29 protein-coding genes are annotated in these 26,897 nt (G+C 68.3%); 11 read left to right on the top strand and 18 right to left on the bottom strand.

Annotation, left to right across the window (positions count from 1 at the left end):
* Window positions 1-10: 10 nt before the first annotated feature.
* From RHCRD62_RS23490 to RHCRD62_RS23480, 3 genes are read right to left on the bottom strand one after another with little or no spacing between them, the layout of a single operon-like run.
* A complete protein-coding gene (locus RHCRD62_RS23490; protein ID WP_050067168.1) occupies window positions 11-1,546 on the bottom strand; it encodes a cobyric acid synthase in 1,536 nt (511 codons plus the stop codon).
* Window positions 1,543-2,400 carry a type I methionyl aminopeptidase gene (gene map / locus RHCRD62_RS23485; RefSeq protein ID WP_050067249.1) on the bottom strand — a complete coding sequence of 286 codons (858 nt, stop codon included), beginning with the start codon at window positions 2,398-2,400 and terminating at the stop codon, window positions 1,543-1,545. The genes RHCRD62_RS23490 and map overlap by 4 nt, the downstream gene beginning before the upstream one ends.
* Before the next feature lie 46 nt (window positions 2,401-2,446).
* Window positions 2,447-3,892: an MFS transporter gene (locus tag RHCRD62_RS23480; RefSeq protein ID WP_050067167.1), complete on the bottom strand. Its 1,446-nt coding sequence runs from the start codon at window positions 3,890-3,892 to the stop codon at window positions 2,447-2,449.
* Window positions 3,893-4,079: 187 nt separating this feature from the next.
* On the opposite strand from RHCRD62_RS23480, the gene RHCRD62_RS23475 reads away from it, so the two are divergent.
* Window positions 4,080-4,541 (top strand): MarR family winged helix-turn-helix transcriptional regulator, encoded by a 462-nt coding sequence (locus RHCRD62_RS23475; protein WP_367379657.1) that lies wholly within the window; start codon window positions 4,080-4,082, stop codon window positions 4,539-4,541.
* Between the two features lie 53 nt (window positions 4,542-4,594).
* Entirely contained in the window at window positions 4,595-5,014 is a 420-nt protein-coding gene (locus tag RHCRD62_RS23470; protein ID WP_050067166.1) for a hypothetical protein, read from the top strand.
* 9 nt (window positions 5,015-5,023) lie between these two features.
* Here RHCRD62_RS23470 and RHCRD62_RS23465 read toward each other — a convergent pair whose 3' ends face one another.
* On the bottom strand, window positions 5,024-5,473 hold the full coding sequence (locus RHCRD62_RS23465; protein WP_050067165.1) for a MarR family winged helix-turn-helix transcriptional regulator: 450 nt from the start codon (window positions 5,471-5,473) through the stop codon (window positions 5,024-5,026).
* A gap of 62 nt (window positions 5,474-5,535) precedes the next feature.
* On the opposite strand from RHCRD62_RS23465, the gene RHCRD62_RS23460 reads away from it, so the two are divergent.
* A complete protein-coding gene (locus RHCRD62_RS23460) occupies window positions 5,536-5,880 on the top strand; it encodes a rhodanese-like domain-containing protein (protein WP_050067164.1) in 345 nt (114 codons plus the stop codon).
* A gap of 23 nt (window positions 5,881-5,903) precedes the next feature.
* On the opposite strand, the gene RHCRD62_RS23455 is transcribed toward RHCRD62_RS23460, so the two are convergent.
* Complete coding sequence (locus RHCRD62_RS23455; protein WP_050067163.1) at window positions 5,904-6,092, bottom strand: ChaB family protein; 189 nt, start codon at window positions 6,090-6,092, stop codon at window positions 5,904-5,906.
* Window positions 6,093-6,258: 166 nt separating this feature from the next.
* On the opposite strand from RHCRD62_RS23455, the gene RHCRD62_RS23450 reads away from it, so the two are divergent.
* Together RHCRD62_RS23450 and RHCRD62_RS23445 are read left to right on the top strand one after the other, a co-directional pair.
* Window positions 6,259-7,233 carry a GlxA family transcriptional regulator gene (locus RHCRD62_RS23450; RefSeq protein WP_050067247.1) on the top strand — a complete coding sequence of 325 codons (975 nt, stop codon included), beginning with the start codon at window positions 6,259-6,261 and terminating at the stop codon, window positions 7,231-7,233.
* Window positions 7,234-7,360: 127 nt separating this feature from the next.
* A complete protein-coding gene (locus RHCRD62_RS23445; protein ID WP_050067162.1) occupies window positions 7,361-8,185 on the top strand; it encodes a dienelactone hydrolase family protein in 825 nt (274 codons plus the stop codon).
* 49 nt (window positions 8,186-8,234) lie between these two features.
* Here the strand turns inward: RHCRD62_RS23445 and RHCRD62_RS23440 are convergent, their stop codons facing one another.
* The gene (locus tag RHCRD62_RS23440; RefSeq protein ID WP_050067161.1) at window positions 8,235-9,863 is read right to left on the bottom strand and encodes an AMP-binding protein; all 1,629 of its coding nucleotides are present in this window, start codon (window positions 9,861-9,863) and stop codon (window positions 8,235-8,237) included.
* A gap of 107 nt (window positions 9,864-9,970) precedes the next feature.
* Here RHCRD62_RS23440 and RHCRD62_RS23435 point away from each other — a divergent pair, with 107 nt between their 5' ends.
* From RHCRD62_RS23435 to RHCRD62_RS23425, 3 genes are read left to right on the top strand one after another with little or no spacing between them, the layout of a single operon-like run.
* Complete coding sequence (locus RHCRD62_RS23435) at window positions 9,971-10,840, top strand: LuxR C-terminal-related transcriptional regulator (protein WP_050067160.1); 870 nt, start codon at window positions 9,971-9,973, stop codon at window positions 10,838-10,840.
* A 30-nt stretch (window positions 10,841-10,870) separates the two neighbouring features.
* On the top strand, window positions 10,871-12,310 hold the full coding sequence (locus tag RHCRD62_RS23430; RefSeq protein ID WP_157051041.1) for an APC family permease: 1,440 nt from the start codon (window positions 10,871-10,873) through the stop codon (window positions 12,308-12,310).
* Between the two features lie 41 nt (window positions 12,311-12,351).
* Window positions 12,352-13,131 carry a nuclear transport factor 2 family protein gene (locus RHCRD62_RS23425; protein WP_050067158.1) on the top strand — a complete coding sequence of 260 codons (780 nt, stop codon included), beginning with the start codon at window positions 12,352-12,354 and terminating at the stop codon, window positions 13,129-13,131.
* Window positions 13,132-13,135: 4 nt separating this feature from the next.
* Here the strand turns inward: RHCRD62_RS23425 and RHCRD62_RS23420 are convergent, their stop codons facing one another.
* The 7 genes from RHCRD62_RS23420 to RHCRD62_RS23390 form a co-directional block, all read right to left on the bottom strand.
* Window positions 13,136-13,783: a dihydrofolate reductase family protein gene (locus tag RHCRD62_RS23420; protein WP_050067157.1), complete on the bottom strand. Its 648-nt coding sequence runs from the start codon at window positions 13,781-13,783 to the stop codon at window positions 13,136-13,138.
* A gap of 39 nt (window positions 13,784-13,822) precedes the next feature.
* Window positions 13,823-15,631 (bottom strand): penicillin-binding transpeptidase domain-containing protein, encoded by a 1,809-nt coding sequence (locus tag RHCRD62_RS23415; RefSeq protein ID WP_050067156.1) that lies wholly within the window; start codon window positions 15,629-15,631, stop codon window positions 13,823-13,825.
* Between the two features lie 55 nt (window positions 15,632-15,686).
* On the bottom strand, window positions 15,687-16,523 hold the full coding sequence (locus RHCRD62_RS23410; RefSeq protein WP_050067155.1) for a GNAT family N-acetyltransferase: 837 nt from the start codon (window positions 16,521-16,523) through the stop codon (window positions 15,687-15,689).
* Window positions 16,524-16,626: 103 nt separating this feature from the next.
* A complete protein-coding gene (gene ispG, locus RHCRD62_RS23405; RefSeq protein WP_050067154.1) occupies window positions 16,627-17,781 on the bottom strand; it encodes a flavodoxin-dependent (E)-4-hydroxy-3-methylbut-2-enyl-diphosphate synthase in 1,155 nt (384 codons plus the stop codon).
* A gap of 50 nt (window positions 17,782-17,831) precedes the next feature.
* Window positions 17,832-19,037: a M50 family metallopeptidase gene (locus RHCRD62_RS23400; protein WP_050067153.1), complete on the bottom strand. Its 1,206-nt coding sequence runs from the start codon at window positions 19,035-19,037 to the stop codon at window positions 17,832-17,834.
* 6 nt (window positions 19,038-19,043) lie between these two features.
* A complete protein-coding gene (dxr, locus tag RHCRD62_RS23395; RefSeq protein ID WP_050067152.1) occupies window positions 19,044-20,177 on the bottom strand; it encodes a 1-deoxy-D-xylulose-5-phosphate reductoisomerase in 1,134 nt (377 codons plus the stop codon).
* Between the two features lie 95 nt (window positions 20,178-20,272).
* Window positions 20,273-20,788, bottom strand: coding sequence for an SRPBCC family protein (locus RHCRD62_RS23390; RefSeq protein WP_050067151.1), 516 nt, complete (start codon window positions 20,786-20,788; stop codon window positions 20,273-20,275).
* 60 nt (window positions 20,789-20,848) lie between these two features.
* Between RHCRD62_RS23390 and RHCRD62_RS23385 the strand changes: the two genes are divergently transcribed.
* Window positions 20,849-21,139, top strand: a complete 291-nt coding sequence (locus RHCRD62_RS23385; RefSeq protein ID WP_050067150.1) for a DUF2631 domain-containing protein — start codon at window positions 20,849-20,851, stop codon at window positions 21,137-21,139.
* Between the two features lie 86 nt (window positions 21,140-21,225).
* Here RHCRD62_RS23385 and rlmN read toward each other — a convergent pair whose 3' ends face one another.
* Complete coding sequence (gene rlmN / locus RHCRD62_RS23380; RefSeq protein WP_050067149.1) at window positions 21,226-22,335, bottom strand: dual-specificity RNA methyltransferase RlmN; 1,110 nt, start codon at window positions 22,333-22,335, stop codon at window positions 21,226-21,228.
* Between the two features lie 121 nt (window positions 22,336-22,456).
* Between rlmN and RHCRD62_RS23375 the strand changes: the two genes are divergently transcribed.
* On the top strand, window positions 22,457-22,855 hold the full coding sequence (locus tag RHCRD62_RS23375) for a lipopolysaccharide assembly protein LapA domain-containing protein (protein ID WP_050067148.1): 399 nt from the start codon (window positions 22,457-22,459) through the stop codon (window positions 22,853-22,855).
* 15 nt (window positions 22,856-22,870) lie between these two features.
* Here RHCRD62_RS23375 and RHCRD62_RS23370 read toward each other — a convergent pair whose 3' ends face one another.
* The 4 genes from RHCRD62_RS23370 to pyrH all read right to left on the bottom strand — a co-directional run bounded on the left by RHCRD62_RS23370 (window position 22,871) and on the right by pyrH (window position 25,881).
* Window positions 22,871-23,596: a class I SAM-dependent methyltransferase gene (locus tag RHCRD62_RS23370; protein WP_050067147.1), complete on the bottom strand. Its 726-nt coding sequence runs from the start codon at window positions 23,594-23,596 to the stop codon at window positions 22,871-22,873.
* Complete coding sequence (locus tag RHCRD62_RS23365; RefSeq protein WP_050067146.1) at window positions 23,593-24,498, bottom strand: phosphatidate cytidylyltransferase; 906 nt, start codon at window positions 24,496-24,498, stop codon at window positions 23,593-23,595. The genes RHCRD62_RS23370 and RHCRD62_RS23365 overlap by 4 nt, the downstream gene beginning before the upstream one ends.
* Before the next feature lie 3 nt (window positions 24,499-24,501).
* Window positions 24,502-25,059, bottom strand: coding sequence for a ribosome recycling factor (gene frr / locus RHCRD62_RS23360; protein WP_050067145.1), 558 nt, complete (start codon window positions 25,057-25,059; stop codon window positions 24,502-24,504).
* Window positions 25,060-25,122: 63 nt separating this feature from the next.
* The gene (gene pyrH / locus RHCRD62_RS23355; protein ID WP_050067144.1) at window positions 25,123-25,881 is read right to left on the bottom strand and encodes a UMP kinase; all 759 of its coding nucleotides are present in this window, start codon (window positions 25,879-25,881) and stop codon (window positions 25,123-25,125) included.
* A 173-nt stretch (window positions 25,882-26,054) separates the two neighbouring features.
* Here pyrH and RHCRD62_RS23350 point away from each other — a divergent pair, with 173 nt between their 5' ends.
* A complete protein-coding gene (locus RHCRD62_RS23350) occupies window positions 26,055-26,846 on the top strand; it encodes an SDR family oxidoreductase (protein WP_050067143.1) in 792 nt (263 codons plus the stop codon).
* Window positions 26,847-26,897: the final 51 nt, after the last annotated feature.

The following is a 26,897-nucleotide window of genomic DNA, read 5'->3' as shown; positions in this document are numbered from 1 at the left end:
GAGACGAGCGTCAGCTGATGGCGCTCGTCACGACCGGGAGTCCCTGCGGTGCACCCCGTTCGATCAACGCCATGACCTCGTCGACGGCCACGTGCTGCTCGACGAGGTCGGCCAGCAGGTCGAGTTGGGCATCCCGCTCAGCAGCAACCGAGGTGTCGGGAGAGATGGTGAACTGCCGACCCGTGGCCGCGGCGACCCGGCCGAGAAGCACGCGCCGGTAGGCATCCGACTCGAGAAGTCCGTGCCAGTGCGTGCCGAAGACAGCACCCCGAACGCTGCCTTCGGGTGTGCCGTCGGTGTGGTGCAGGAGCGGAAGGTCGCCGGTGCGGGTCACGCGTCCGTGATGGATCTCGTAGCCGGACACCGCAATCCCCTCGGCCGTCCCCTCGGACCGAGCGAGGACCTTGCCGGCGCCGAACTCGATGTCCATGTCCAGCAGGCCGAGTCCGTCGACGACACCGGAGCCGGACTCGACGTCGTCCACGATGCGGCGACCCAACATCTGGTACCCGCCGCAGATCCCCAGGATGGGACGTCCCGCTTTCGCGCGCGCAGACAGCGCCTCCGCGAGTCCCGACGTCCGCAACCACGCGAGGTCGGACACCGTCGACTTGCTACCCGGAATCACGACCAGGTCGACGTCCGCCAGGCGGGACGGGTCGCTCACCCAGTGCACCGACACGCCCGGCTCACAGGCCAACGCCTCGACGTCCGTCGCGTTGGACACCCGGGGCAACCGAATCGCGGCGACCCGCAACCAGTCCCGGCCCCGCGGCGCCGCGGGCCTGCCGACCGGGGCGTCGACGACCGTCGACAGCGAGTCCTCGGCGTCGATCCACAGACCGTCCGCGAACGGGACGACGCCGAACGTCGGCCGGCCCGTCAGCTCCCGGAGCTGAACCAGGCCCGGTTCGAGCAGCCCGACGTCGCCGCGGAACTTGTTGATCACGAACCCCGCGATCAGCGCCTGGTCCTCGGGTTCGAGGACAGCGACGGTGCCGAACAGGTGCGCGAGCACTCCCCCGCGGTCGATGTCACCGACGACCAGGACCGGAAGGTTCGCGGCACGAGCAAGTCCCATGTTCGCGAGGTCGGTGGCGCGGAGATTGATCTCGGCGGGCGACCCGGCGCCCTCGCAGATCACGACATCGAACTCGGAACGCAGCGAGGCCAGTTCATCGGCGACCACACCGCGCAACCACTGCCGGTGCGTCATGTAGTCGCGGGCACCGACGGAGGTGACGGCCTTGCCGCGGACCACCAGCTGTGAGGTGCGGTCACTGCCCGGCTTGAGCAGCACCGGGTTGAACCGCACGCTCGGTTCGAGCCCGCATGCCCGTGCCTGCAACGCCTGCGCGCGGCCGATCTCGCCGCCGTCGAGGGTGACGACGGAGTTGTTCGACATGTTCTGCGCCTTGAACGGCGCGACCGAGACTCCGCGGCGGGCGAGCAGCCGGCACAGTCCGGCCACCATGACGCTCTTGCCCGCATCGGAGGTGGTTCCTGCGACGAGCAACGCCCCCCGAACCGCGTCCCGCTGCGTCACGGCAGCGTGAGGATTTCCGCCCCCGACTCGGTGACCACGATGGTGTGTTCGAACTGGGCGGTCCACTTGCGGTCCTGCGTGACGACGGTCCAGTTGTCGTCCCAGATCTCGTAGTCGACGGTGCCGAGGTTGATCATCGGCTCGATCGTGAAGACCATGCCGGGCTCGATGATCGTGTCGACGTTCGGCTGGTCGTAGTGCAGGATCACGAGCCCGTTGTGGAAGGTCTCGCCGATGCCGTGGCCGGTGAAGTCCCGAACGACGCCGTACCCGAAGCGGTTCGCGTAGGCCTCGATGACCCGGCCGATGACGTTGAGCTCGCGGCCCGGTTTCACGGCCTTGATGGCGCGCATCGTGGCCTCGCGGGTGCGCTCGACGAGCAGTCGGTTCTCGTCGGAGACGTCACCGGCGAGGAAAGTGGCGTTCGTGTCGCCGTGCACGCCGTCGATGTAGGCGGTGACGTCGATGTTGACGATGTCGCCGTCCTGGATCACGGTCGAGTCCGGGATGCCGTGGCAGATCACCTCGTTGAGCGAGGTGCAGCAGGACTTCGGAAAGTCCTTGTAGCCCAGGGTGGACGGGTAGGCGCCGTTGTCGATCATGTACTCGTGCGCGATCCGGTCGAGTTCGTCGGTCGTGACACCGGGTGCGACGGCCTTGCCCGCGGCTTCGAGTGCCTGCGCGGCGATGCGGCCCGCGAGGCGCATCTTCTCGATGGTCTCGGGGGTCTGCACCCACGGCTCGTTGCCCTCGTTGACGGTGGGCTTCCACGCGTACTCGGGGCGCTCGATCTTCGCCGGCACAGCGAGGGTCGGAGAGACGGTTCCGGGGACGAGGGGTGCGCGCACAGACATGCGGTCCAGGTTACGCGCCACCCCCTCGCTCCACGGACGAGCCCGGTCAGCTCCGCGCCGGCACCAATTCCGTTGCGTGCACGTCGGGCACCCCGGCCGACGGCCGGCGCGATGGGATGAACGAGGCGACAACGGCGGCGGCGAGTGCGACTCCGCAACCGATCAGGAGGCCGGTGCGGAAGCCACTCTCGGTGGGCAGCGTGTACTCGCCGACCTGGACGCTCATCTGTGCGAGCACGGCACCGACGACGGCGGCCGCGATGGAGGTCCCGAGGGACCGCATGAGCGTGTTGAACGCGTTGGCGGCGCCGGTCTCCGACAGCGGGACCGCACCCATGATGAGGGCGGGCATCGCGCCGTAGGCGAATCCGGTGCCCGCGCCGCAGATGGCCGCGACGATCATGAGGCCCCAGGCCGAGCCCATCAACACCATCGCCGAGCCGTACCCGGCGGCAATGATCAGGGCGCCCAGGATCAGCGTCACCTTGGGCCCGCGAGCGGAGGACAGTGCCGCTCCGACGGGTGCGAGCGCCATCATCACCAGGCCGCCGGGGATCATCCAGATGCCCATCATGATCATGGACTGCCCCAGTCCGTAGCCGGTGGACTCGGGCAGCTGCAGCAACTGCGGCAGGATCAGCGACTGGGCGTACATCGCGAATCCGATGACCAGGCCGGCAATGTTGGTGAACAGCACCTGCGGGCGAATGGTCGTCCGCAGGTCGACGAGCGGATCGGTCGTGCGCAGTTCCCACCAGCCCCAGACGATCAGGACCACGACGGCAGCGACGAACAGACCGATGATGGCGCCGCTGGTCCAGCCCCAGGCGGCACCCTTCGAGACGCCGAGCAGCAGGCACACGAGACCGATGGCGATGCCGACCGCGCCGATGGGGTCGAACTTTCCGGCGGCGGGGTCGACCGGTGTCGCGGGGACGAACTTCCAGATCAGCGCAGCGATGACAACACTGAGCGCGGCGGCGCCCCAGAACAGCACACGCCAGTTCGCGTTCTGCACGACGGCCGCGGCGAGCGGAAGCCCGAGGGCTCCGCCGATGCCCATCGACGCGCTCATCATGGCGATCGACGAGTTGAGGCGCTCCGCGGGAACGAGATCGCGCATGGCGCTGATCCCGATCGGGATCAGGCCCATGCCCATGCCCTGCAGTGCGCGGCCTGTGACCATCGGGACGACGGAGGTCGCGAGCGCGCAGGTGACGGAGCCCGCGATGAGGGGCACCGTGCAGATCAGCAGCATGCGGCGCTTGCCGTACAGGTCGCCGAGGCGTCCGGTGATGGGAGTGCACACGGCTCCCGCGACGAGTGTCGCCGTGATGACCCACGTCGCGTTCGATGCGGTCGTGTTCAGGATCACGGGCAGGTCACCGATGAGCGGGACGACCAAGGTTTGCATCAGGGCCGCCACGATGCCGGTGAACGCCAGCACGCCGACCAACGCGTTCGGGTTCACAGCCGAACCACTACTTCTCACGGAAGCTCCTCACATATTTCACCACCGGACCCCCCGGAGCCCGAGCACAGATTGTGCGATGCAACTATTTGTATCATGCAAGCAAGTTGCTGCATGCAATTGATATGTATGATGCATAACACAGGAGTTGCCTGGATCCGGACAATCTCGACGTACCCTCGACGCAGGATTCACGGAAGGGACAAGGGTGGACGCGAACCGAATCGAGTTCGAGACGATGCTTCTCGCACGACACATTGCTCGCCCCCGGCGCGGCGAAGGCAACCTCGAGTCCAGCGCCTACCTCCTGCTCAGCCGCATCAGCATCCAGGGGCCGATGTCCGTCGGCGAGCTCAGCGAGGCGTTCGACCTCGACACCTCGACCATCAGTCGGCAAACCACCGCGATGCTCAATGCCGACCTGGTCAAGCGCATTCCCGACCCCGACGGCGGCATGGCACGCAAGTTCCTCGTCACCGACGAGGGCCGGAAACGTCTCGAACAACAACGAGCAGGCAACGTGCGCGGCCTCGACGTCGTCATCGAGGACTGGGACCCGGCTGACCGTGCCGCCTTCGCGACCTACCTCGAACGGTTCAACAACGACATCGAGCGACGCACGGGCCATCCCTGGCCGCGCCCGGCCGACGCCTCCGCGCCCCGCGCGTAGCGTGGAAGGCAGCGCTCCAGCCTGACGTGCCCGCGGCCGAGGGGAGGCGCACGATGGCAGACGATTCCACCAGACGCGACGCCGACTGGCGTGACGCCGCCCGGCGCGACTCCGCCCGCCGAGACATCGAGAAGAGTTGGGACGACCCACCGGAGATCCGGCGCGCCACCAGGTACACGGTCGTAGTGGTTGCCCTGACCCTGGCGTCTACTGCCCTCCTGGGGCTGTGGGCGTACCTGGGTCGGAGCAACTGCGTCGACTCCCCGACCCCGGTATGCGGGACCGCCGACCGCTATCTGCTCGCGATCGTGCCCGCGGCGATACTCATGCTCGGCGGAGTCGGCGCGTTCGCCGAGACCTACGCGGTGTGGAAGCGCGGCGGCACCTGGCCGGCGTGGCACGGCGCAGGATGGGCACTGTTCACGCTCATGCTGATCTGTGCGGCGCTCGGCGCCGGGGTGCTCGCGACCTGACTCGCGCAGTCACCCCCGCTCGTCGCCGCCGAGCGCGTGCATCGTCCGCAGGAGTCCGGGCATCAACTTCTCGAGCGTGTCCGCGTCCAGGTGGCGGCCGAGCACCTCGTCGAGTTCGCCGATCGCGTCCCGGCCCAACCCGAGCAGGCGCATTCCCTCGTCGGTGACGACGAGTCGCGCGGTACGCCCCCGACCGGAATCGGTGGTCCTCGACACGGCCCCGCACTCTTCGAGCTTCGCCAGCGTCGCCTGCATGCTCTGCGGTGTGACCGATGCGCGACGCGCCAACTCGCTGTAGGAGATTCCCATTCCCGCGTCCCGGGACAGGTGACCCAGTGCGGACAGATGCCGCATCGTGATCCCCTCACTCTTCAGGGTCCGCTCGACGCGTTCGCGCATGCGGCGACCCACGGCCATCACGAGGAACGCCGCGCTCGGCGGTGGGCCCGCATTCGTCATCTTGACAACTCCCGTTCGTCAGTTTCAGACTAACTGAAACTGCGCGAAAGAGGCCCGTTGCCATGAAGATTCGACACTATCTGCACGGCGCACCGTCGGTCACGGCCGCGGAGGCGATCCGCCTGGCCGCCGACGGCGCGCTCATCGTCGACGTGCGCAGGCAGTTCGAGTGGACTCGGAACCACATCCCCGGCTCGATACACATCCCACTCGAGGACCTACCGAGACGCTGCGAGGAACTCCCGGACGACCGCCTGCTGATCACGTTCTGCACCGGCGGCCTTCGTTCCTACGGCGCAGCGAACATGCTCATCGAGTTCGGCTTCGAGGCCAAGAACATGTCGAAGGGTCTCATCGACTGGCGGGCCGCCGGCGGTGCCCTGCAGGGCACCGCGCCCACCACCTGATCGCGTCGACGCCGCGCAGGAAGTCAATCCTGCTTGGGTACCCAGTGGTCGACCGCGAGTTCGTAGCTTTCCTTGACGGCCCCGTAGGCGGCCCGCTCGGCCTCCTCACCTTCGCCCAGCCGCTTGACGGCGGACTCGTGGGCCGTGGCGTAGACCTCTTGCACCTCCTTCGACGATCGACGCAACGTATGCGGGAGCTCGAACCGATCCATTCCGCTCACCCTTCGTCGGTGCTCAACAGTTGGCACCATTGTCCGTCGGCCGGCTCCGAGACAACACCCCCCAGGATTCCCGGCGTGGCGGCGAGCAGGCGCGACACCTCGGTAGCCTGGCAGGCTGGCGGCCACCCCGCCGATGGTCGTCTCGAAGGTGGGTGTCATGCGGATCGGGATCCTCGCCTACGAGGGATGCTTCGCGACCGAGGTGTTCGCGGTCACCGACCTTCTCCGCATCGCCAACCGGGTCGCGCACGAGAACGGAATCGACTCCGCCACCCGGTTCCAGGTGTCGGTGATCGCGGCATCGCCCACGCCGGTCGTCGCCGCCGGTGGATTCACGATCGGGGCCCACCGCTGGCATCACAGGTTCGATCTGATCGTCGTGCCGGGATTCGACGTGTCCCCCACCGACGACCTGAGCGCCCGACTCGCCGACCGGAGCCGTGAGGTCGCCTTCCTCCGAGAGGCGGCGAGCCGCCGAATCCGCATCGCGTCGGTGTGCGTCGGAGCGTTCCTGCTGGGCGAGGCCGGACTGCTGGACGGACGACGTTCCACGACATCGTGGCTGTTCGCATCGCAACTCACCCGGCGGTACCCGCGATCCACCGTCTGCGCGGAGTCGCTGATCGTCAGCGACGGGCTCGTCACCACGAGCGCGGCGTTCAGCGCGTCGCTCGATCTCACCACCGCGATCGTCCGCGACCATCTCGGTGCCGGGGTCGCCCGGGCGACCGCCCGCGTCACGCTCGTGTCCGAGAACCGGAGGAGTCAGGCACCCTACGTCGTCGAGTCGATGGTGCAGACGACGTCCGGTCCGTTCGCGACCGCAGTCCAGCGGTGGCTGGTCGATCACCTCGCGGAGCCCTACAGCCTGCCCCGACTGGCCGACGCGCTGCACGTCAGTACCCGGACCCTGCTGCGCCGGTACGGAGAGGAGGACGGTCGGCCTCCCTTGGCCTTCCTGCAGGAGGCGCGGATCGCCACCGCCAAAAGGCTTCTCGCCGACACGGACGTTCCGATCGGCGACATTCCGCGTCGCGTCGGATACCAGGACACCGGCACCCTCCGGCGAATGTTCGTGGAGCGGGTCGGAATCGGCCCCGCTGACTATCGCCGACGGTTTCGCAGTCGCTGACCGCGCCGGCTGGGCCGTCCTCTGGCGGGATCTACCCGGAAGGTGGCGATCACGCCCCTCCTCGCCCGGCCCACCGGCCGCGAGACTCGACCTGTTCAGTGACGCGACGACGAACAGGAACGCACCGATGACCCTTCACGACACGAGCGTGGACGATCCGCTCGACGACTTCGACACCCGTGACTTCACGTTCGGGTCGGCCACGAAGGTCGTACTCGTCTCGGGGGACGGCCCGGCTGTCGTCGTCATGCCGGAGATGCCCGGAATCAGCCCGCACGTCGCCCGGTTCGCGCGGTGGGTCCGCGACGCCGGCTTCACGGTGTACCTGCCGTCGTTGTTCGGCCGTGACGGCGCGGTGCCCACAACCGAGGACGGCAGCGCCGTCATGCAACGGGCATGCGTGAGCGCCGAGTTCCGGGCATTCGGCGCGAACCGCACCAGCCCCGTGACCCGGTGGCTGCGGGCACTGGCCGCCGCCGCCCACGAGGAGTGCGGGGGCCCGGGCATCGGCGCCGTCGGAATGTGCTTCACGGGCAACTTCGCGCTGACGATGACTCTGGAGGACTCCGTGCTCGCACCCGTCCTCTGCCAGCCGTCGCTGCCGCTCGACGACCCGGCAGGACTGGAGATCGCCCCGGACGATCTCCGCGCGGTCCGCGACCGGCTCGACCGGGACGACCTGACCGTGCGGGCATACCGGTTCGCCGGCGACAAGTGGTGCCGGGCCGAACGTTTCGCCGCCTATTCTGCGGCGCTGGGCGATCGGTTCGTGAGCACCGTGCTTCCGGACAGCGCCGCCGACTCGACACCACCACCATTCTTCGCGGACGTCGTTGCGAGCCCGCACAGCGTCGTCACCGCGCACCTGATCGATGCGGCAGGCGAGCCGACACTCGCGGCCCGCGACGAGATCCTCGCGTTCCTCACCGAGCGACTCGTCCGCACGCGATGACGAAGTCCGGTGGCCGGACAGCCGGCCACCGGACTCGCGATCGGTTGCGTCAGCCCTTGCGAAGGATGTAGCGCTGCACCTTGCCGCTGGGGGTCTTCGGCAGCGACGGCACGAAGTGCACGGTCCGCGGGTAAGCGTGCGCCGCGAACTTCTTCTTCACCAGCGTCTGCAGTTCGACCTCGAGTTCGTCGGTGCCGTCGACTCCGTCGCGGAGCACGACGAATGCCTCGAGCACCTCGCCGCGCAGCTGGTCGGGCATGCCGACGACGGCTGCCTCGATGACGTCCTCGTGCATCACCAGCACCGATTCGACATCGAACGGGCCGATCCGGTAACCGGCCATGATGATGACGTCGTCGTCGCGGGAGCTGAAGAAGAAGTGCCCGTCCTCGTCGGTGCTGCCCGCGTCGCCGGTGACGTACCACCGGCCGTCCTCGGTGAACCGTTGCTTCGTCTTCTCCGGGGCGTCGACGTAGCCGGCAAACCACATCAGCGGAGAGTTGTGCGTGTCGATCGCGACCCGGCCCGCGGTGCGCGGCGGTGCGACCTCGTCGGAGTCGTCGAGCAGGACGGCGCACGACCAGCCCGGAAGTGCACGACCCATCGACCCGGCGGGCACATCCTCACGAAGCCCGTCGGCCCACGCGTTGACGATGAACATGCCGTGTTCGGTCTGCCCGTAGTGGTCCCGGACCTCGCACCCCAGTGTGGTCTGTGACCACGCCACGACGTCGGGCGTCAGCGGCTCACCGGCCGACGACGCGCGGCGCAGGGACAGCCCGGCGGGCACGGGACCGGTGTCGGCGCGCAGGCTCCGGTACACGGTCGGTGCGGCCGCGAAGTTGGTGACGCCGAACGTCTCGATCACCTTCCACGTCAGCTCGGCGGAGAACCCGGCGTGCAGGAGCAGGCTGCGGATCCCCGCGGCGAGCGGTCCGAGGAGCGCGTAGTACAGCCCGTACGCCCAGCCCGGGTCGGCCGCGTTCCAGAACACGTCGTCGGAGCGGACGTCGAGACCGAACTCCACGTAGCCGTGGAACGAGGCGAGTGCCCGCACCGGTACGGGGACGCCCTTCGGGGTACCCGTCGTGCCGGACGTGAACAGCTGCACCAGCGGGCCGTTCGCGCCGACCGCGACCGCGGCGCCCTTAGGGTCGTCGGCAGCATGGGAGGCGAGGAGGTCCGACAACCGCAACTGCGTGTCGGACGCCGGCTCGCCGGCCGCGACGATCACCGTCCACGGCGCGTCGGCGGGGATGTCCTCCCCCGGAGCGAGCTTGTCGAGCTGGTTGCGGTCGGCGACCACGACCTTCGCGCCCGACGACGTCAGCCGGAACGCGATCGCGGGCGGCGCGAACGCCGTGAACAGCGGCACGTGCACGGCTCCGCGACGCCAGATGCCCAGCAGAGCCACGACCAGTTCCGACGACTTGCCCATGAGGGTGGCGACACAGTCACCCGGCTCGACACCCAGATCGGCGAGCGCGGCCGCGAACTTCGTCGACTCGGCACGGAGCTCACCGTAGGTGAGGTCGTGGGAGGTCAGATCGGCCTCGACGACGGTGAACGCGACGGCATCGGCAGGGTGCCGGTCGCACAGCAACTCGGCCGCACACGCGTCGGCGGTGTCGTACCGACCGAGCAGTTCTCGAACTCGCTGGGCACTGTCGTCGACCATGGAGGTTCCTTCCCACATCACACCGGCATGACACCGGACACTTCACTGGACTTATGATCTAACTCACAAGACCTGCCCACCACCCCCGGAAAGGGGTAGCCGCACCGATGCCGATTCCGACGAGTCCCCGAGCGGCGTTGCTCCGCCCCCGCGACGGCGACGCACTCAGAGCCGAGCTCCGCCACACCGCGAGCCTCACCGACGTACCGGTGCTGTTCGGCGGCGAGGTACACGGCGGCAACCTGCTGCTCAGCGAGTTCCTGGGAACGCGAACGAACGGCCTCAAGGGCCTCACGGTGCCTGCCGCGTCGGGGCTGGGCGGGCGGGTATCGCACCAGCGCAGGCCCGCCTCGGTACCCGACTACCGCACCGCGTTGAACATCACCCACCACTTCGACGCGCCGGTGATCGGCGAGGGACTGCGTTCGGTGATCGCCGTTCCGGTTGTGGTCGACGGCATCTCCCGCGCGGTCCTCTACGCGGCCATCCGCGAAGCAACCCCGATCGGCGATCGAACCGCGGAGCTCCTGACGCTTTCCGGTCGTCGACTCGCCGCGGAGATCGCCATCCGCGACGAGGTGGACCGGCGACTACGGATGCTCGACACCCGCGACACCGCTGCCGGAACGGGCGACGCCGCCGTGTCGGAAGGTATCCGTGACGCACACGCCGAACTTCGGAGGCTCGCGCAGGAGGTACCCGACAACGCACTGCGCGGCAGGCTGCGGGCGGTGGCGGAGAAGCTGGCCGGGCTACTGTCCGAGGAGCCCGAATCGACGGCCGTCGCGCTGTCACCGCGGGAACTCGACGTCCTCGCCCACATTGCGCTGGGGTGCACGAACAACGAAGTGGCACATCGTCTCTCGCTCGGTCCGGAAACGGTGAAGAGCTACCTGCGCAGTGCAATGGGAAAGCTCGACGCGCATTCTCGCCACGAGGCGGTTGTGAGCGCACGGCGGCTCGGTTTGCTTCCATAGATCCATCGGGTTCTGCCACGAGGAGGGATCATGAGCACATCGCCTGGTACCGGCGGGGCGCACAGATCCAATCCTCCCGAGGAACCGACGCTCAAACGCGTGATGGGACCATGGCTCCTGCTGCTGTTCATCATCGGCGACATCCTCGGCACCGGCATCTACGCCCTTACCGGTCAGGTCGCGAACGACGTCGGCGGCGTCGTGTGGCTGCCGTTCCTGGTGGCGTTCACGGTCGCGCTCATCACGGCGTTCAGCTACCTCGAACTCGTCACGAAGTATCCGCAGGCGGCGGGTGCCGCGCTGTACACGCACAAGGCGTTCGGGATCCAGTTCCTCACGTTCATGGTCACGTTCGCGGTGATGTGCTCGGGCATCACCTCGGCGGCGACCGCGTCCCGTGCCTTCGCCGCGAACTTCGCCGAAGCATTCGAGATCGACCTGCAGGCCGGGATCGGCATCACACTGCTCGGGATCGCGTTCATGCTGATCGTTGCGGCCGTCAACTTCCGCGGCGTCGGCGAGTCCGTGAAGATCAACGTCGTCCTGACCTGCATCGAACTGTCCGGCCTGCTGATCATCATCTTCATCGGCATGTGGGCGCTCGGCATCGGCGAGGGTGACTTCTCCCGCGCGACGACCTTCGACACCGGCGACCGCAGCGCCCTCGGCGGGGTCATCGCCGCGACGACCCTCGCGTTCTACGCGATGGTCGGGTTCGAGGACTCCGTGAACATGGCCGAGGAGGCCAAGGACCCGAGCCGCATCTTCCCGAAGGTGTTGCTCACCGGACTCCTGTTCACCGGCCTGATCTACGTCCTGGTGTCGGTGACGGCGATCGCGCTGGTGCCCGCCGACGAGCTCGGCGAAGGCGACACCCCACTGCTCAAGGTCGTGCAGGCGGGCGCCCCAGGCTTCCCGATCGGGATCTTCGCGTTCATCACGATGTTCGCGGTCGCGAACACCGCACTGATCAACATGCTGATGGCGAGCCGTCTGCTGTACGGCATGAGCCGCCAGCACGTCCTGCCGCCGCAACTGGGTCGCGTGCACCGGTCCCGTCGGACCCCGTACATCGCGATCGGGTTCACCACATTCCTCGCCCTCGGCCTCATCACGTTCGTCGGCGAGGTCCCGCAGCTCGGCGGCACCACCGCCCTGCTGTTGCTGTGCGTGTTCACGATCGTCAACGTCGCCGTGCTCGTCCTGCGCAAAGATCCGGTCGAGCACAAGCACTTCCGGGCACCGACCGCGCTCCCGGTGGTCGGCGCTGTCGCGTGCGGATTTCTCGCGACGCCGTTCACCGACCGCAACCCGGACCAGTACGCGATCGCAGGCGTACTGCTGGCCATCGGCGTTGTGCTGTGGGGTGTCAACCACCTGGTCAACACCAAGCTCGGAGTGAAGGGCGAGATCCATCCGGAGTTCCTGACGGATGACGATCCGTCGACCCACCACGGCCCCTCCAACTAATTTCTAGAACGCGTTCCACCTGATCTGGCATACTCCGCGGCATGCTTGCCGACCCCGCCGACCTGCTCGCGCTCGCACACGCCTCCCCCGCCGCGGTCGCCGCACACGACCGGGACGCCTGGCTCGGGCTGTTCGCCAGACACCACGTCGTCGAGGATCCCGTCGGCGGGCGCCCCGTCGTCGGTGGCCTCTACGACACACGCAGCCATCGGCGCGGCGGCAACTCGCTCGGCCGGTTCTACGACACCTTCATCGCGCCCAACGACATTCGCTTCCACATCGAACGAGATGACATCGTCGACGGGCTCACCGTCGTCCGCGACGTCACCATCGAGACCCGACTCGGGGGCGGGGTCGTCGCCCGCGCGCCCATGCACCTGCTGTACGAGACCACCCTCGACGACGGCGAACCCCGTATCCGCCGGATCGCAGCGCACTGGGAGGTCGCGCCGATGTTCGCGCAGGTCGCGGGCCTCGACCCGGCGAAGCTCAAGGTCGGCATGTCGATGGCGGCACGGATGCTGCGCAACCAGGGCCTCGGCGGGTCGATCGCGTTCGGCGCGGCCGTCCGCAGCGTGGGCGAGCGCGGCAAGCAGGCCGTCGCGCAACTCGTCGCGGCAGCGGCGGCGGGTGACCCCGCCGCACGGCGACTGCTCGGCGGCCGCGACGTCACCGACCTGACCAAGGTGATCGCCGCGGGCGACGCCGTCACCGCGTCGTGCACCGCCGACGGCGCGCCCGCGCTGCTGTGCTGCTACCTCGATCGCAAGACCTACGAAGTGGCCAGGGCCGTGGTGTACGCACCCGTCGGCGCGGCCTGAAAGGTCAACGCCTCCAGAAGAAGTGGTGGACGACGCCGCTCGGACTGGGAATCCGCTCGAGGTGGAACCGGTCGGTGAGCTCGTCAGGGCTCGTCCACAGCCGCTCGCCGCGCCCGAGTACGACGGACGGGACGACGGCCACGTGCATCTGGTCGACGAGGTCGGCGTCGAGGAACGCGCGCACCGTCTGCACGCCGCCGCCGATCCGGACGTCCTTGCCGTCGGCGGCGGCGAACGCCTGCGCCAGCGCCTCCTCCGGTGACGCGTCGAGGAAGTGGAACGTCGTCTCACCCAGCGTGAACGAGGGACGGGGGTGGTGCGTCAGGACGAACACGGGGGTGTGGAACGGCGGCTCGTCGCCCCACCAGCCCTGCCAGTCGAGGTTCTCCCACGGTCCGCGCTGCGGACCGAACTTGTTGCGCCCCATGATCTCGGCGCCGATGTTGTTCGCGTAGTCGCGGGTGATGTAGTCGTCGAGACCGTACGTCCCGCCCGGCTCGGTGCGGTTCGGCCAGTGTGCGGTCGCCCCGGCCCACGACGCGAACGCCGCCGGGTCGGCGTGCCCGAACGGGCGTTCCTCGGTCTGACCCTCCCCAGCTCCGAACCCGTCGCTGGACAGGAAGAAGTTCTGCACGCGTACCAGCTGCGTCATGGCGAAGCCCTTTCGTCGTTCGGGTCGGAGGCCTGAGTGTCAGTACCCCTCGGGAAGTGCCGCGAACATGTCGGTGGTCACGGCCACGGCGTTGTCGGAACTGCCGCCACGCACGACGAGCGTCGCGAATGCGATGTCGCCGCGGTAGCCGACGAACCAGGCGTGCGAGCCGCCGTCGACCTCGGCCTCTCCTGTCTTGCCGTACACCTCACCCTGGCCGGCGATCCGCAGGGCGGTGCCGGACGTGATCACCTCGCGCATCATCCCGCGCAGGCCGTCGACCATGGCGGGCGTGATCGCCGTCCGGTCTCCGGTGACGGTGGTCTCGTCGCCGACGATCAGGTGCGGAGTCGGCGTCGACCCGTTCGCCACCGTCGCCGCCGCCAACGCCATCCCGAACGGGCTGACCACCACCTTGCCCTGCCCGAACCCGTCCTCGGTGCGCTGAACCAGATCCTCGGCCGGCGGCACGGACCCCGAGTCGGTCGGCAGACCGGGCACCTCGTAATCCGGGCCGATTCCGAACTGCGCGGCCGCGACGGTCAGCGCGTCGGGTTCCATCTCGCTGGCGAGCTTCGCGAACGACGTGTTGCAGGACCGGGCGAACGCCGTGGTCATCGACACCGTCCCCAACGCGAATTCGTTGTAGTTCGGTACGGACCGCTCACCGATGACGATCCGGCCGGGGCACGGGACCATCGTGTCCGGGTCCGCGAGGCCGCTGTCGATGGCAGCGCCCGCCGTGATGATCTTGAACGTCGACCCGGGCGGGTACAGGCCCGTCGACGCGACCGGTCCGTCTCGGTCGGCGGCCTTGTTCTGCGCGACCGCGAGGATCGCGCCGGTCGACGGCTGGATCACCACCGTCATCGCCTGATCCGTGCGCGCGTTCACCGCGTTCTGCGCCGCGACCTGGATGTTCCTGTCGAGTGTCACCGAGAACGACGGCGCAGGTTGCGGTTTCGCCTCCGTCAGGACGTCGGTGTCGACGCCGTTCTGATTGACGGTGACCACGCTCCAGCCCGCGGTTCCGTCGACCTCGTCGATGACGCGCTTCTTGACCTGACCGATCAGGTCCGGCGCGAAGTCGCGGTCGGTGGACACCAGGTCGGCTTCCTCCTCGACGGTGACACCGGGCAGTTCGGCGAGCGACGCCGCAACGGACTCGTAGTCGTCCTGCCGCAGGCTCGCCACCTGGTACGCGCCGTTGACACTCGACGCCGACTCCGCGATCGACTGCGCCGTGAGCGACGGCGCGAACGGCGCGAGAATCCGGGCGAGCGACGCGGACACCGCACCCAGGTTCCCCGCGTTTCGGGCGTCGAGTGCGATCCGCTCGATGCTGCCGGGCACCAGCACGTCGGTACCGGAGCGCTCGTTGACCCTCGCCCGCGGCGCAGGCACCGAACGCAACGACATGGTCTGGGTGTCACCGAGTTTCGGATGCAGGTCCGTCGAGTTCCAGCGCACCGCCCACTCGCCGTCGCGGCGCCCCATCTGCAGGTCCCCGGTGTAGGTCCACACGCGGTCCTTCGGCAGGTGCCACTCGTAGGTGTACTGGACGGTGGCGGTGTCTCCCGTGACTCGCGCCGACCCCACGGTTGCCGTCATCGACTCGGCCTGCAGGTTCTCCCACGCCGACTCGAGTGCGGTCCGAGCGACGTCGGGCCGGTCCGTCAGCGCCGCCGCCGAGGCGGTGTCCTGGTCCGCGAGCAGCGACACGAAGTGCTCCGCCGCGGGTTCCGGTCCGTCGGGCTTGGGCGTGCAGGCGGCGAGCGTCACCGCGAGCGCGCTCGACACGACGAGCGTCAGCGACGTTCGGACACGATGGGCGAGACGCGATTTCATCGCTGCCCATAGTAGGGGCGCTCGGCCGGGATTCCACCGACCGACGGGCCCGAACTCAGTCCAGCAGGATCGTCGAGAACGTGGCGACCTGGGTGAAGCCGACGCGCTCGTAGGCGCGGCGCGCGGCGTGGTTGAAGCTGTTGACGTAGAGGCTCGCCGTGCGTCCGGCGTCCATGACGGCCACCGCGACCGCGGCGGTACCGGTAGCGCCGAGCCCGCCACCACGATGGTCCGGGTGCACCCAGACCCCCTGGATCTGCCCGACCTGACGCGACGCCGACCCGATCTCCGCCTTGAAGACGACCTCACCGTCCTCGAACCGCGCGAACGCGCGGCCCGACGCGATCAGCCCGGCAACGCGCCGCCGATACCCGCGCCCACCGTCACCGGAACGCGGGTCGATGCCGACCTCCTCGATGAACATCTCGACGGCGGCGACGAGGTACCTGTCGAGTTCGTCCATCCGGACGAGCCGGACCAGAGGATCCGGTTCGACCAGCGGCCGCGCCGACAGTGCGAGAAGGGGCTGGTCGTCGCGGACCTCGCGAGCCGGACCCCAGTCCGACTCCAGCATCTCCCACAGCGGCAGCGTCAACTCCGCGCGCCCGACGAGCGATGAACACATCCGCGGAAATCGGGTCGCTCGATCCGCGAACGCCCGCAGATCCCCCAGGCCGCCCCGCAGGGGAACCAGGTTCGCACCCGAGAAGCACAGTGACTCCGCGGGTCCGCCACGACTCCAGAGCTCCCCGTTGATCGACCGCGGCTCGACACCCAGATCCTGGACGCGTGCGGCGACCATGCACGTGGCAATCGGGTCGGCGTCGAGTACCCGCAGCACATCGGCACGGTCCCGCGCGCCGAGTTGCCTGGCACCGAGCAATTTGAGCACCCAGTCACCCCCGGGTCTCGTCGAACCAACGGACAGAGAATCCACCGCGCGCGATGTGTGACCGATCACAGCGGTGGGCTTGCCGACAGGATACGGGTCGCGATCAGCTCACGGTCACGACAGGTGATCCCGAGTCGGAATCGTTGCCCATCTCCTCGGCGATACGCATCGCCTCCTCGATCAGCGTCTCGACGATCTGCGCCTCGGGGACGGTCTTGATGACCTGTCCCTTCACGAAGATCTGGCCCTTGCCGTTGCCCGATGCGACACCGAGGTCCGCTTCCCGTGCCTCACCGGGGCCGTTGACGACGCATCCCATCACCGCGACGCGCAGCGGCACCTCCATGCCCTCGAGCCCCGCGCTGACCTCGTTGGCGAGGGTGTAGACGTCCACCTGGGCGCGTCCGCACGACGGGCACGACACGATCTCCAGCTTGCGGGGACGCAGGTTCAGCGACTGCAGGATCTGCGTGCCGACCTTGATCTCCTCGGCAGGAGGCGCGGACAGGGACACACGGATGGTGTCGCCGATGCCCTCCGAGAGCAGCGCACCGAACGCGACCGCCGACTTGATCGTCCCCTGGAACGCAGGTCCCGCCTCCGTCACGCCGAGGTGCAGTGGGTAGTCGCACTGCGCCGCGAGCTGCCGGTAGGCCTCGACCATGACGACCGGATCGTTGTGCTTGACGGAAATCTTGATGTCGCCGAAGCCGTGTTCCTCGAACAGGCCCGCCTCCCACAGCGCCGACTCGACCAGTGCCTCCGGGGTGGCCTTGCCGTACTTCTGCATCAGACGCGGATCGAGGGAACCGGCGTTGACGCCGATCCGGATCGGGATACCGGCGTCACCGGCCGCCTTCGCGACCTCCTTGACGCGACCGTCGAACTCCTTGATGTTGCCGGGGTTGACGCGCACCGCCGCGCAACCGGCGTCGATCGCGGCGAAGATGTAGCGCGGCTGGAAGTGGATGTCCGCGATCACCGGGATCTGGCTCTTCCTCGCGATCGTCGCGAGCGCGTCGGCGTCCTCCTGCCGAGGGCAGGCGACGCGGACGATGTCGCAACCCGACGCCGTGAGCTCGGCGATCTGCTGCAAGGTGGCGTTGACGTCGTGCGTCTTGGTGGTGCACATCGACTGCACCGACACCGGATGATCGCTGCCGACTCCGACTCCCCCGACCATCAACTGACGGGTCTTGCGACGCGGCGCGAGGACGGCGGGAACATCGGGCATGCCCAAACCGACGGGGCTGGTCACGGTCTGCCTTCTTTCGTTATTCGGTACCAGGAAAGTCTAGGACCTCTGGTCTAGAAGATCTTGATCGGATTGATGATGTCGGCGGTGAGGGTGAGCAGCATGAAGGCGCCGCCGATCACGATCACCACATAGGTCAGCGGCATCAGCTTCATGTAGTCGACCGGACCGCCCGCAGGCTGGCCCCGCCGGATGCGCAGGGAGTTGCGGATCTTCTCGTAGATGGTGACGGCCATGTGGCCGCCGTCCAGGGGCAGCAACGGCAGCAGATTGAAGATGCCGAGGAAGAAGTTCAGGCTGATGAGCAGGAGAATGAACATCTCCCACAGTCCCTGCTCGGCGGCCTGACCGCCGATCACCGACGCGCCCACGACACTGATCGGGGTGTCCTGGGCACGCTCACCACCCGTGACCGCGGTCCACAGGTCGCCCACCTTGCTCGGCAGCTGCGCGAGACCCTTGACGGACTCGACCATCAGGTCGCCGGTGAACGCCACCGACGCGGGGACCGCCGACAGCACGTTGTACTGCGTCGGGGCGTAGTAGTCGGGGACGACGCCGATCGCGCCGACCGTCGCGGTCGTCACGGTGCCGTCGGCGTTCTTGATCAGGCGCTGCACTTCCTGCGGGACGACCGTCACGGTCAACGTCTCCCCGCCGCGTTCGAGTGTGTAGTCGACGGGGCCGTCGTGGGTGCGGGTCTGCGTCTGGAACTCGGTCCAGGTCTCGACCGGGACACCGCCGACCGCGGTAACCAGATCACCTTCGCGCAGGCCACCGGCTTCGGCCGGCCCGACCCCGTCGCATTCCGCGAGCGTTCCGTCCGACTGCTGGTCGGACACGCAACTCATCGGGCCCAGCTGGGTTTCCGGCGGCTGGTTCAGGTTGGGCAGCCCCCACCCGACGGCGAGTACGACGACCAACACCAGGCCGAGGACGAAGTTCATCGCGATGCCGCCGGACATGACGACGAGCCGCTTCCACGTCTTCTGCTTGTACATCGCGCGATCGACCTCGTCGGGCGCGAGCTCGTCGTGCATCGTCATGCCCGCGATATCGCAGAAGCCACCCGCGGGGATCGCCTTGAGTCCGTACTCGGTCTCACCGCGCTGGAACGAGAAGATCTTCGGGCCGAAGCCGATGTAGTAGCGGCGGACCTTCATGCCGAGCGCGCGTGCCGTCCACATGTGGCCGGCCTCGTGCAGCGCGATAGAGATGGTGATGCCGAGGGCGAACAGCACGATTCCGAGGATCAACATGCGGTTCTAGCCCCTTCGCTCGACGAGCTCGTGTGCTCGCGCCCGCGCCCAGCCGTCCGCGGCGAGCACATCGTCCACGGTAGCCGGTGCCGCGGACCACTGCCCGCCACCTGCGAGAACCTTCTCGACCGTCCGCACGATCGACGGGAACGACGCGACCCCGTCGAGGAAGTACTGGGCAGCTACCTCGTTCGCGGCGTTGTACACGGCGGTCATGCAACCGCCCGCCTTGCCGGCCTCGCGAGCCAGGTCGACGGCCGGGAACACCGCGTTGTCTAGGGGCTCGAACGTCCAGGTCGACGCCGTGGCGAAGTCGCACGCCGCGGCGGCTCCGGGTACCCGGTCCGGCCAGCCCAGGGCGAGGGCGATCGGCAGCCTCATGTCCGGCGGGCTGGCCTGCGCGAGGGTGGAGCCGTCGGTGAAAGTGACCATCGAATGCACGATCGACTGCGGATGCACCGTCACGTCGATGCGGTCGTAGTCGACGCCGAACAGCAGATGCGTCTCGATCAGTTCCAGCCCCTTGTTCACCAGCGACGCCGAATTCAGGGTGTTCATCGGGCCCATCGACCAGGTCGGATGCGCACCCGCCTGCTCCGGTGTCACGGCCTCGAGTGCGGCCGACGTCCAGCCGCGGAACGGCCCGCCCGACGCGGTGAGCACAAGCCGGTCGACCTCGTCGGCGCGTCCGCCGCGCAGGCACTGCGCGAGCGCCGAGTGCTCGGAATCGACGGGCACGATCTGGCCGGGCGCCGCGGCGGCGGTGACGAGCGGGCCGCCCGCGACGAGGGACTCCTTGTTCGCCAGTGCCAGACGGGCGCCCGATTCGAGCGCCGCGAGCGTGGGTTCGAGGCCGAGCGAGCCGACCAGCGCGTTGAGGACGACGTCGGCCTCGGTGGTGCGCACGAGTTCGGTGACGGCACCGGGTCCGGACAGGACCCCGGGCAGGTCGAGCCGCGCCGCGGCCGCAGGGTCGGCGACCGCGACCCGGGACACTCCCGTCGCCCGGATCTGCTCGGCCAGCAGGTCGATGTTGCCGCCACCGGCGGCCAACCCGACGACGGTGAACTTGTCCGGATTCGCCGCGACGACATCGAGAGCCTGGGTGCCGATCGAGCCGGTGCTGCCCAGCAGCAGCACGCGCGTAGGTTCTGTCACCCGTCCATTGTTCCCGATCCGACCTGAGAGCAACCTGACAGGCCGACCCCCGCGCACTCGTTCGTGCGAAACGGCACTCAGCTGTCTCCGGCGAGCCGCGCCACCTCGGACTCGTAATGCCCCTTCAGCGCCAGGTAGTCGTCGAATCGTGGACGCGGCTCACCCGACTGCGCGGTCACCAGCAGATCGAGGTAGTACTCCCAGCCCGGGCCGGTGTCGACGGCGAGCGCCGCGGCCGCCGCGTCGAGGTGCTGGATGAGGCGCACCCGAGACCCGTCACCGTCGGACGCCACCTGAACCTCCATCAGCCACGACCCGAAATCGTCCGTCGAGGACACCACGTACCGGCTCGGTGCCTCGCACACCTCGATGGTCATGTCCATCCACGGCTCCCCCTCCTCGAAGACCATCTGCACGCGAATCGCGTTGCCGGCGGCCCCCGTTCCCGTCCACGGACCGAACCAGGCTGCGGTGCGGTCGGATTCGGTGACGGCGGCCCACATCTGCTCGGCCGACACGGAAAACAGGCGGTCGATGACGAGGTCCGCGCCGCTCGCAGTGCGCACGACCCGTCCGGTCGGTGTGACGGTCATGAGAAACGCCCTCCCACATGTCCACCCCGCTCGCTACGACGTCGGGTCGTATGCCACGATATGCGAGCAATATGCACACCCGCACGAGCAGGAGGATCGGCCGTGGCCGCCAGCGAGCCCATCGTCACCAGCAAAGTCGACACCGCCGAGGTGCCCTCTGCGGAATGGGGCTGGAGCGGTGAGGCGCCCCGACTGTTCCGCTTCCTGGGCTGGTTCTTCGCGCTGTTCCTGCTCGTCTACACGATCGGCAACCACGAGGGCAAGGTCGAGGACCTGTGGCTCGTCGGCATCTCCTTCTTCATGATCTTCATGCTGGTTCGCGACATCATTCGTCGCCGCAAGCCGCGGTAACCACGCACTCACGACAACGGCCGCGCCGCTCCCCTTCGGGAACCGCGCGGCCGTTGTCGTTTCTTCCGGCTGTCGTCTCTTCCGGCTCAGTTCTCCGCAGCCAGCTGCCCGCAGGCCGCGGCTATCTCCTGCCCGCGGGTGTCACGGACCGTGCACGAGACGCCCTGCGCGATGACGCGTCGCACGAACTCCCGCTCCACGTCCTTCGGCGCCGCATCCCACTCACTGCCCGGGGTCGGGTTCAGCGGAATCAGGTTGACGTGCACCAGGGAGCCGAGCGCCTTGTGCAGCTTCTTGCCGAGCATGTCGGCCCGCCACGGCTGGTCGTTGACGTCCTTGATGAGCGCGTACTCGATCGAGACGCGTCGACCGGTCTTGTCCGCGTAGTAGCGGGCCGCGTCGAGCACCTCCTTGACCGACCACCTGTTGTTCACGGGAACCAGGGTGTCGCGCAGTTCGTCGTCGGGCGTGTGCAGCGACACCGCCAGAGTCACGGACAGCCCCTCGTCGGCCAGCTTGCGGATCGCGGGGGCCAACCCGACCGTCGACACGGTCACGGAACGCTGCGACAGGCCGAGGCCCTCGGGAGCCGGTGAGGTGATGCGGCGGACCGCGGCGACGACCCTCTTGTAGTTCGCGAGCGGCTCACCCATCCCCATGAACACGACATTCGACAGGCGGCCCTCACCGCCCGCGACATCGCCGTCACGCATGGCGGCAGCAGCCGAGCGGACCTGGTCGACGATCTCCGCGGTCGACAGGTTCCGGGTGAGCCCGGCCTGACCTGTCGCGCAGAACGGGCACGCCATCCCGCAGCCGGCCTGGCTGGAGATGCACAGCGTCGCCCGATCCGGGTACCGCATCAGCACCGACTCGAGGAGCGTCCCGTCGTTCGCCTTCCAGAGGGTCTTGCGCGTGGTGCCGTCGTCACACGCGACGTGCTTGACCGGCGTGAGCAGCGTCGGGAACAGCGCCTCGCCGACCTTCTCGCGCATCGACGCGGGCAGGTCGGTCATCTTGTCCACGTCGGCCTCGAGGCGACCGTAGTACTGGCGAGCCAGCTGGTCGGCCCGGAAGCCGGGCAGGCCGAGTTCCTTCACCGCGGCCTTGCGGCCCTCCGAATCGAGGTCGGCGAGGTGCGTCGGGGGCATGCCACGACGCGGAGCGTTGAACACGAGGGGTACGGGAACGGCCATAGTGTCGTCCAGTGTCCCATCCGATGACCTCGACGGACGAATTCGCGACCGGGTTCACACAACCCGCGCGATATCACGGCGGTGCGTGCAATCCCCCGTCGGGTGGACGATGATCATTTCCATGTCCACCACCGACGGACCCAACCGCGACGACCTGGCCCCGGTGGATCGGCTGGACGAACCACCCGCCGCAGCCGAACCTCCGGTCCCACCGAATCCGGTGTCCAGCCCGGAAACCGAAGCGGTGCGCAGGCACACGAGCATGGGCCACACGAAAGCGGCGGCCACCTGGAGCGGCCTCGTCATCGGCGTCCTGGTCCTGATAGTGCTGCTGGTCTTCATCCTCCAGAACCTCGACAGCGTGACGCTGAACCTGTTCTGGTGGGAGTTCTCGGTTCCGCTCGGCATCGGGCTGCTGTTGGCCGCGATCGCAGGTGCACTGGTCATGGCGCTGGCGGGCGGCGTGCGCATCGTGCAGATCCGCAGGCTCGCGAAGCGGGCGACGAAGCCCCAGGGCTGAGCCGTCCGCGACCTGTCAGCCGACGACGAGCCCGGTTGGTGCGCGTCGCGTGTGGACTCGGTAGCCGACGTCGAAGGACAGTCCGGGAACCTGCCCGAACGCGCGCTCCGCAACTCTCTCGGAGAACTCGATGCCGAGGACGGCGCGCAGCGACTGCCGGTCCTCGAACTCCCACCGGGTGACCACCCGGGTGATGTCGAATCCCTGCGCCGCGAAGAACGACTCCACGACCGCGGGGTCGTAGTGCGGCAGGTCCGCTCGCATCCACTGCCCGTAGCCGCCGACCGTGGCATCGAGGTCCACCACGACGAGAGTGCCCCCGGGCCTGAGCACCCGCATCGCCTCGGTGATCCCCGGACCGCAGCCGGGTCCGAAGAAGTACGCGGTCCGAGCATGCACGACGTCGGCACTGCGGTCGGGCAGGGGAAGATGCTCGGCGGTACCTTCCAGCACACGGACCGCCAGCGACCCGGCCGTCCGCTCCCGGGCCTGCGCCACGAGCGGAGGATGTGGTTCCACCCCGATCACCGACCGCGCCTCACGCGCGAACTCCGGCAGGTGGTAACCGCTGCCGCAGCCGACGTCGACCACGTCGCGATCCGCCCATGCGGCGACCTCGCGCAGGACGGCGAACACGGCACCGTCGACGTCCTGCGCACGGTTCTCCACCTCGTAGATCTGAGGCCAGTGCCAGATGTTCGGGCTGGGTATCGGCTGCCCCGGCGGGGGTCGGCGCGTCACAGCAGGGCCGTGAGCACCAGCCACGTCACGAACGCCGACGGCAGCATCGAGTCGAGACGGTCCATGATGCCGCCGTGCCCGGGCAGCAGCGTGCCCATGTCCTTGATCCCGAGATCGCGCTTGACCTGCGACTCGATCAGGTCACCCAGGGTCCCGGTCAGCACCAGCACCACACCGAGCAGCGCCCCGACCACCGGATTCGCGTCCAGGATCAGCATCACCGTCAGCAGCGAGCCGACGATCGCGAAAACCAGCGACCCGGCGAATCCCTCCCAGGACTTCTTCGGGCTGATCGCAGGCACCATCGGGTGCTTTCCGAACAGAACACCCGCCGTGTATCCGCCGACATCTGAGCAGACGACACCGATCATGAACACGAACACCCACTTGTTGCCGCCGTCGTGCGTGACCATGAGGGTCGCGAACGACGCCAGCAGCGGCAACCATGCCGCCACGAACACGGTGATCGCAACGTCACGCAGGTAGTTCCGCGGCGCCGTGTGCAGGCCCTGGTCGAGGAGGCGCCAGACCATGCACGCGAGCACGGTGGCCGCGAACCCGCCGAGCACACCCGCGGTGCCGTACGGCCACCCCAGCCAGATGATCGCCTGGCCACCGAGGATCAGGGGGATCCGCGGTACCAGGATGTCGCTCTCCCGCAGCCGCTTCGCGACCTCCCAGGTCGCGATCGCGATCGCAGCGCCGACGATCCCGAACCACACCTTCGGAACCAGGAACAGCGAGACGATGACGAGCGCGCCGAGCGCCACCCCCACCCCGATCGCGGCGGGCAGGTTCCGGCCCGCCTTCGAGGGGGTGGCAGCCGCGGCGGCTGCACGGTCCGGGTGGGGACCATCCGTCCCATCGTGGCGCTCGGCGCCGGTGGGACTGTCGGTGGACACCGCCTAGACCTCCATCAATTCGGCTTCCTTGTGCTTGACCAGCTCGTCGATGTGCGCGACGTACTTGGCCGTGGTCTTGTCGAGCTCCTTCTCCGCCCGGCCGACCTCGTCCTCGCCCGCCTCGCCGTCCTTCTGGATGCGGTTCAGCTCGTCCATCGTCTTGCGGCGCACGTTGCGGATCGCAACCTTCGCGTCCTCACCCTTGGCCTTCGACTGCTTGACCAGGTCACGGCGACGCTCCTCGGTGAGCTGCGGGACCGAGACACGGATCAGGGTGCCGTCGTCCGTCGGGTTCACGCCGAGGTCCGAGTTGCGGATCGCGTTCTGGATGGGCCCGAGCTGCGCGGCCTCGTACGGCTTGATGACGACCATCCGGGCCTCCGGCACGGTGATCGACGCGAGCTGCGAGATCGGGGTCATCGCGCCGTAGTACTCGATGGCGATCCGGTTGAACATGCCCGGATTCGCGCGACCGGTTCGGATGCCGCCCAGATCGTCCTTCGCCGAGGCGACGGTCTTCTCCATCTTCTCCTCTGCATCGAAGAGAGCTTCATCGATCACGGTGGTCCTCCAGGCTCGCGGGATGGCTGCGGGTGGTGCGGGTGAAGCAGGCGGTGATGCCGGTCACGACCTCACCAGTGTTCCGATCTTCTCACCGGACACCGCGCGCGCGATATTCCCCTCGGTGAGCAGGTTGAACACCATGATCGGCATCTGGTTGTCCATGCAAAGGCTGAACGCGGTGGCGTCCGCGACCTTCAGACCCTGCTCGATGACCTCACGGTGACTGATCTCGGTGTACATCGTGGCGGTCGGGTCGATGCGCGGATCGGCGGTGTAGACGCCGTCCACGGCCTTCGCCATGAGAACGACGTCGGCGCCGATCTCGAGCGCACGCTGCGCGGCGGTCGTGTCGGTGGAGAAGTACGGCATGCCCATGCCTGCGCCGAAGATGACGACGCGGCCCTTCTCCAGGTGTCGGCGGGCGCGCAACGGCAGGTACGGCTCCGCGACCTGCCCCATGGTGATGGCCGTCTGCACGCGGGTGTCGATGCCTTCCTTCTCCAGGAAGTCCTGCAACGCAAGGCAGTTCATGACGGTGCCGAGCATGCCCATGTAGTCGGAGCGGGCGCGGTCCATGCCGCGCTGCTGCAGCTCCGCGCCGCGGAAGAAGTTGCCGCCACCGATCACGACGGCGACCTGCACGCCGCTCTCGACGACTCCGCGGATCTGCCGGGCCACCGTCTGCACGACGTCGGGATCGAGTCCGACCTCGCCACCACCGAACATTTCTCCGCCGAGCTTGAGCAGGACGCGGGCAAAGCCGTCGCGGCGAGACCCGGTGTCGGACTGTGAGGAGTCGGTTGGGGCGGATTCGGTCATGACTCTCCTTCGTCGTCAGATCGCGGGGTGACGCGACCAGCATGAATCGACCATCGTCGGCGGTGCAGCCACAGATGACCCCTTCATCCTGCCTTATACCGGCCCGCACACCACCTTCGGGGCCGTAGGCTCGCGCGACGCGCGTGTCAGCGCGCCGATGACGAAGGAGTGTCATGATTCTCGATCGTTTCCTGGTGACCGATCAGGTCGCCGTGGTCACCGGCGCCGGACGCGGTGTCGGTGCCGCGTCCGCGGTCGCCCTCGCCGAGGCGGGCGCGGACGTCGTGCTCGCCGCACGCACCACGGACCAATTGGAGAAGGTGGCCGACCAGGTCCGTGCCGCGGGCAGGCGAGCGCACATCGTCGCGGCCGATCTCTCCGACCTCGACCAGGTGGCGAGCCTCGCCGACGCGGCGGTCTCGGCCTTCGGGCGGCTCGACATCGTCGTCAACAACGTGGGCGGCGCCATGCCGACGCCGCTCCAGCAGACCTCGACGCGTCAACTCGAGGACGCCTTCCACTTCAACGTCTCGACGGCGCACGCACTCGTCCGAGCATCGGTGCCGCACATCCTGGAGACCGCGGGCGGCGGTGCGATCGTGAACGTGTCGTCCGTCGTCGGACGCGTGGGGGGTCGCGGGTACGCCGCGTACGGCACCGCGAAGGCGGCGGTCGCGCACTACACGCGACTCGCAGCCGCCGACCTGTCGCCCCGGATCCGCGTCAACTGCGTGTCACTCGGCTCGGTGCTCACCTCGGCTCTCGACGTCGTCGCGCAGAACGAGTCGATCAAGACCGCGATGGAGTCCGCGACCCCGCTGCACCGCATCGGTGAGCCCGAGGACGCATCGGCAGCGGTGCTCTACCTGTGCTCGCCTGCCGGGTCGTACCTCACCGGCAAGGTCCTCGAGGTCGACGGCGGCCTGCAGACCCCGAACCTGGACTTCGGCCTGCCCGACCTGTGACGTACTTGCGCAAACGGAACGGCCCCGTCACCAACTCGGTGACGGGGCCGT

This window comes from Rhodococcus sp. RD6.2 (assembly GCF_001040705.1).
Lineage (GTDB): Bacteria > Actinomycetota > Actinomycetes > Mycobacteriales > Mycobacteriaceae > Rhodococcus_G.
Note: the sequence above shows the minus strand (reverse complement) of the source record. Positions and strands in the feature narration are given on the sequence as shown.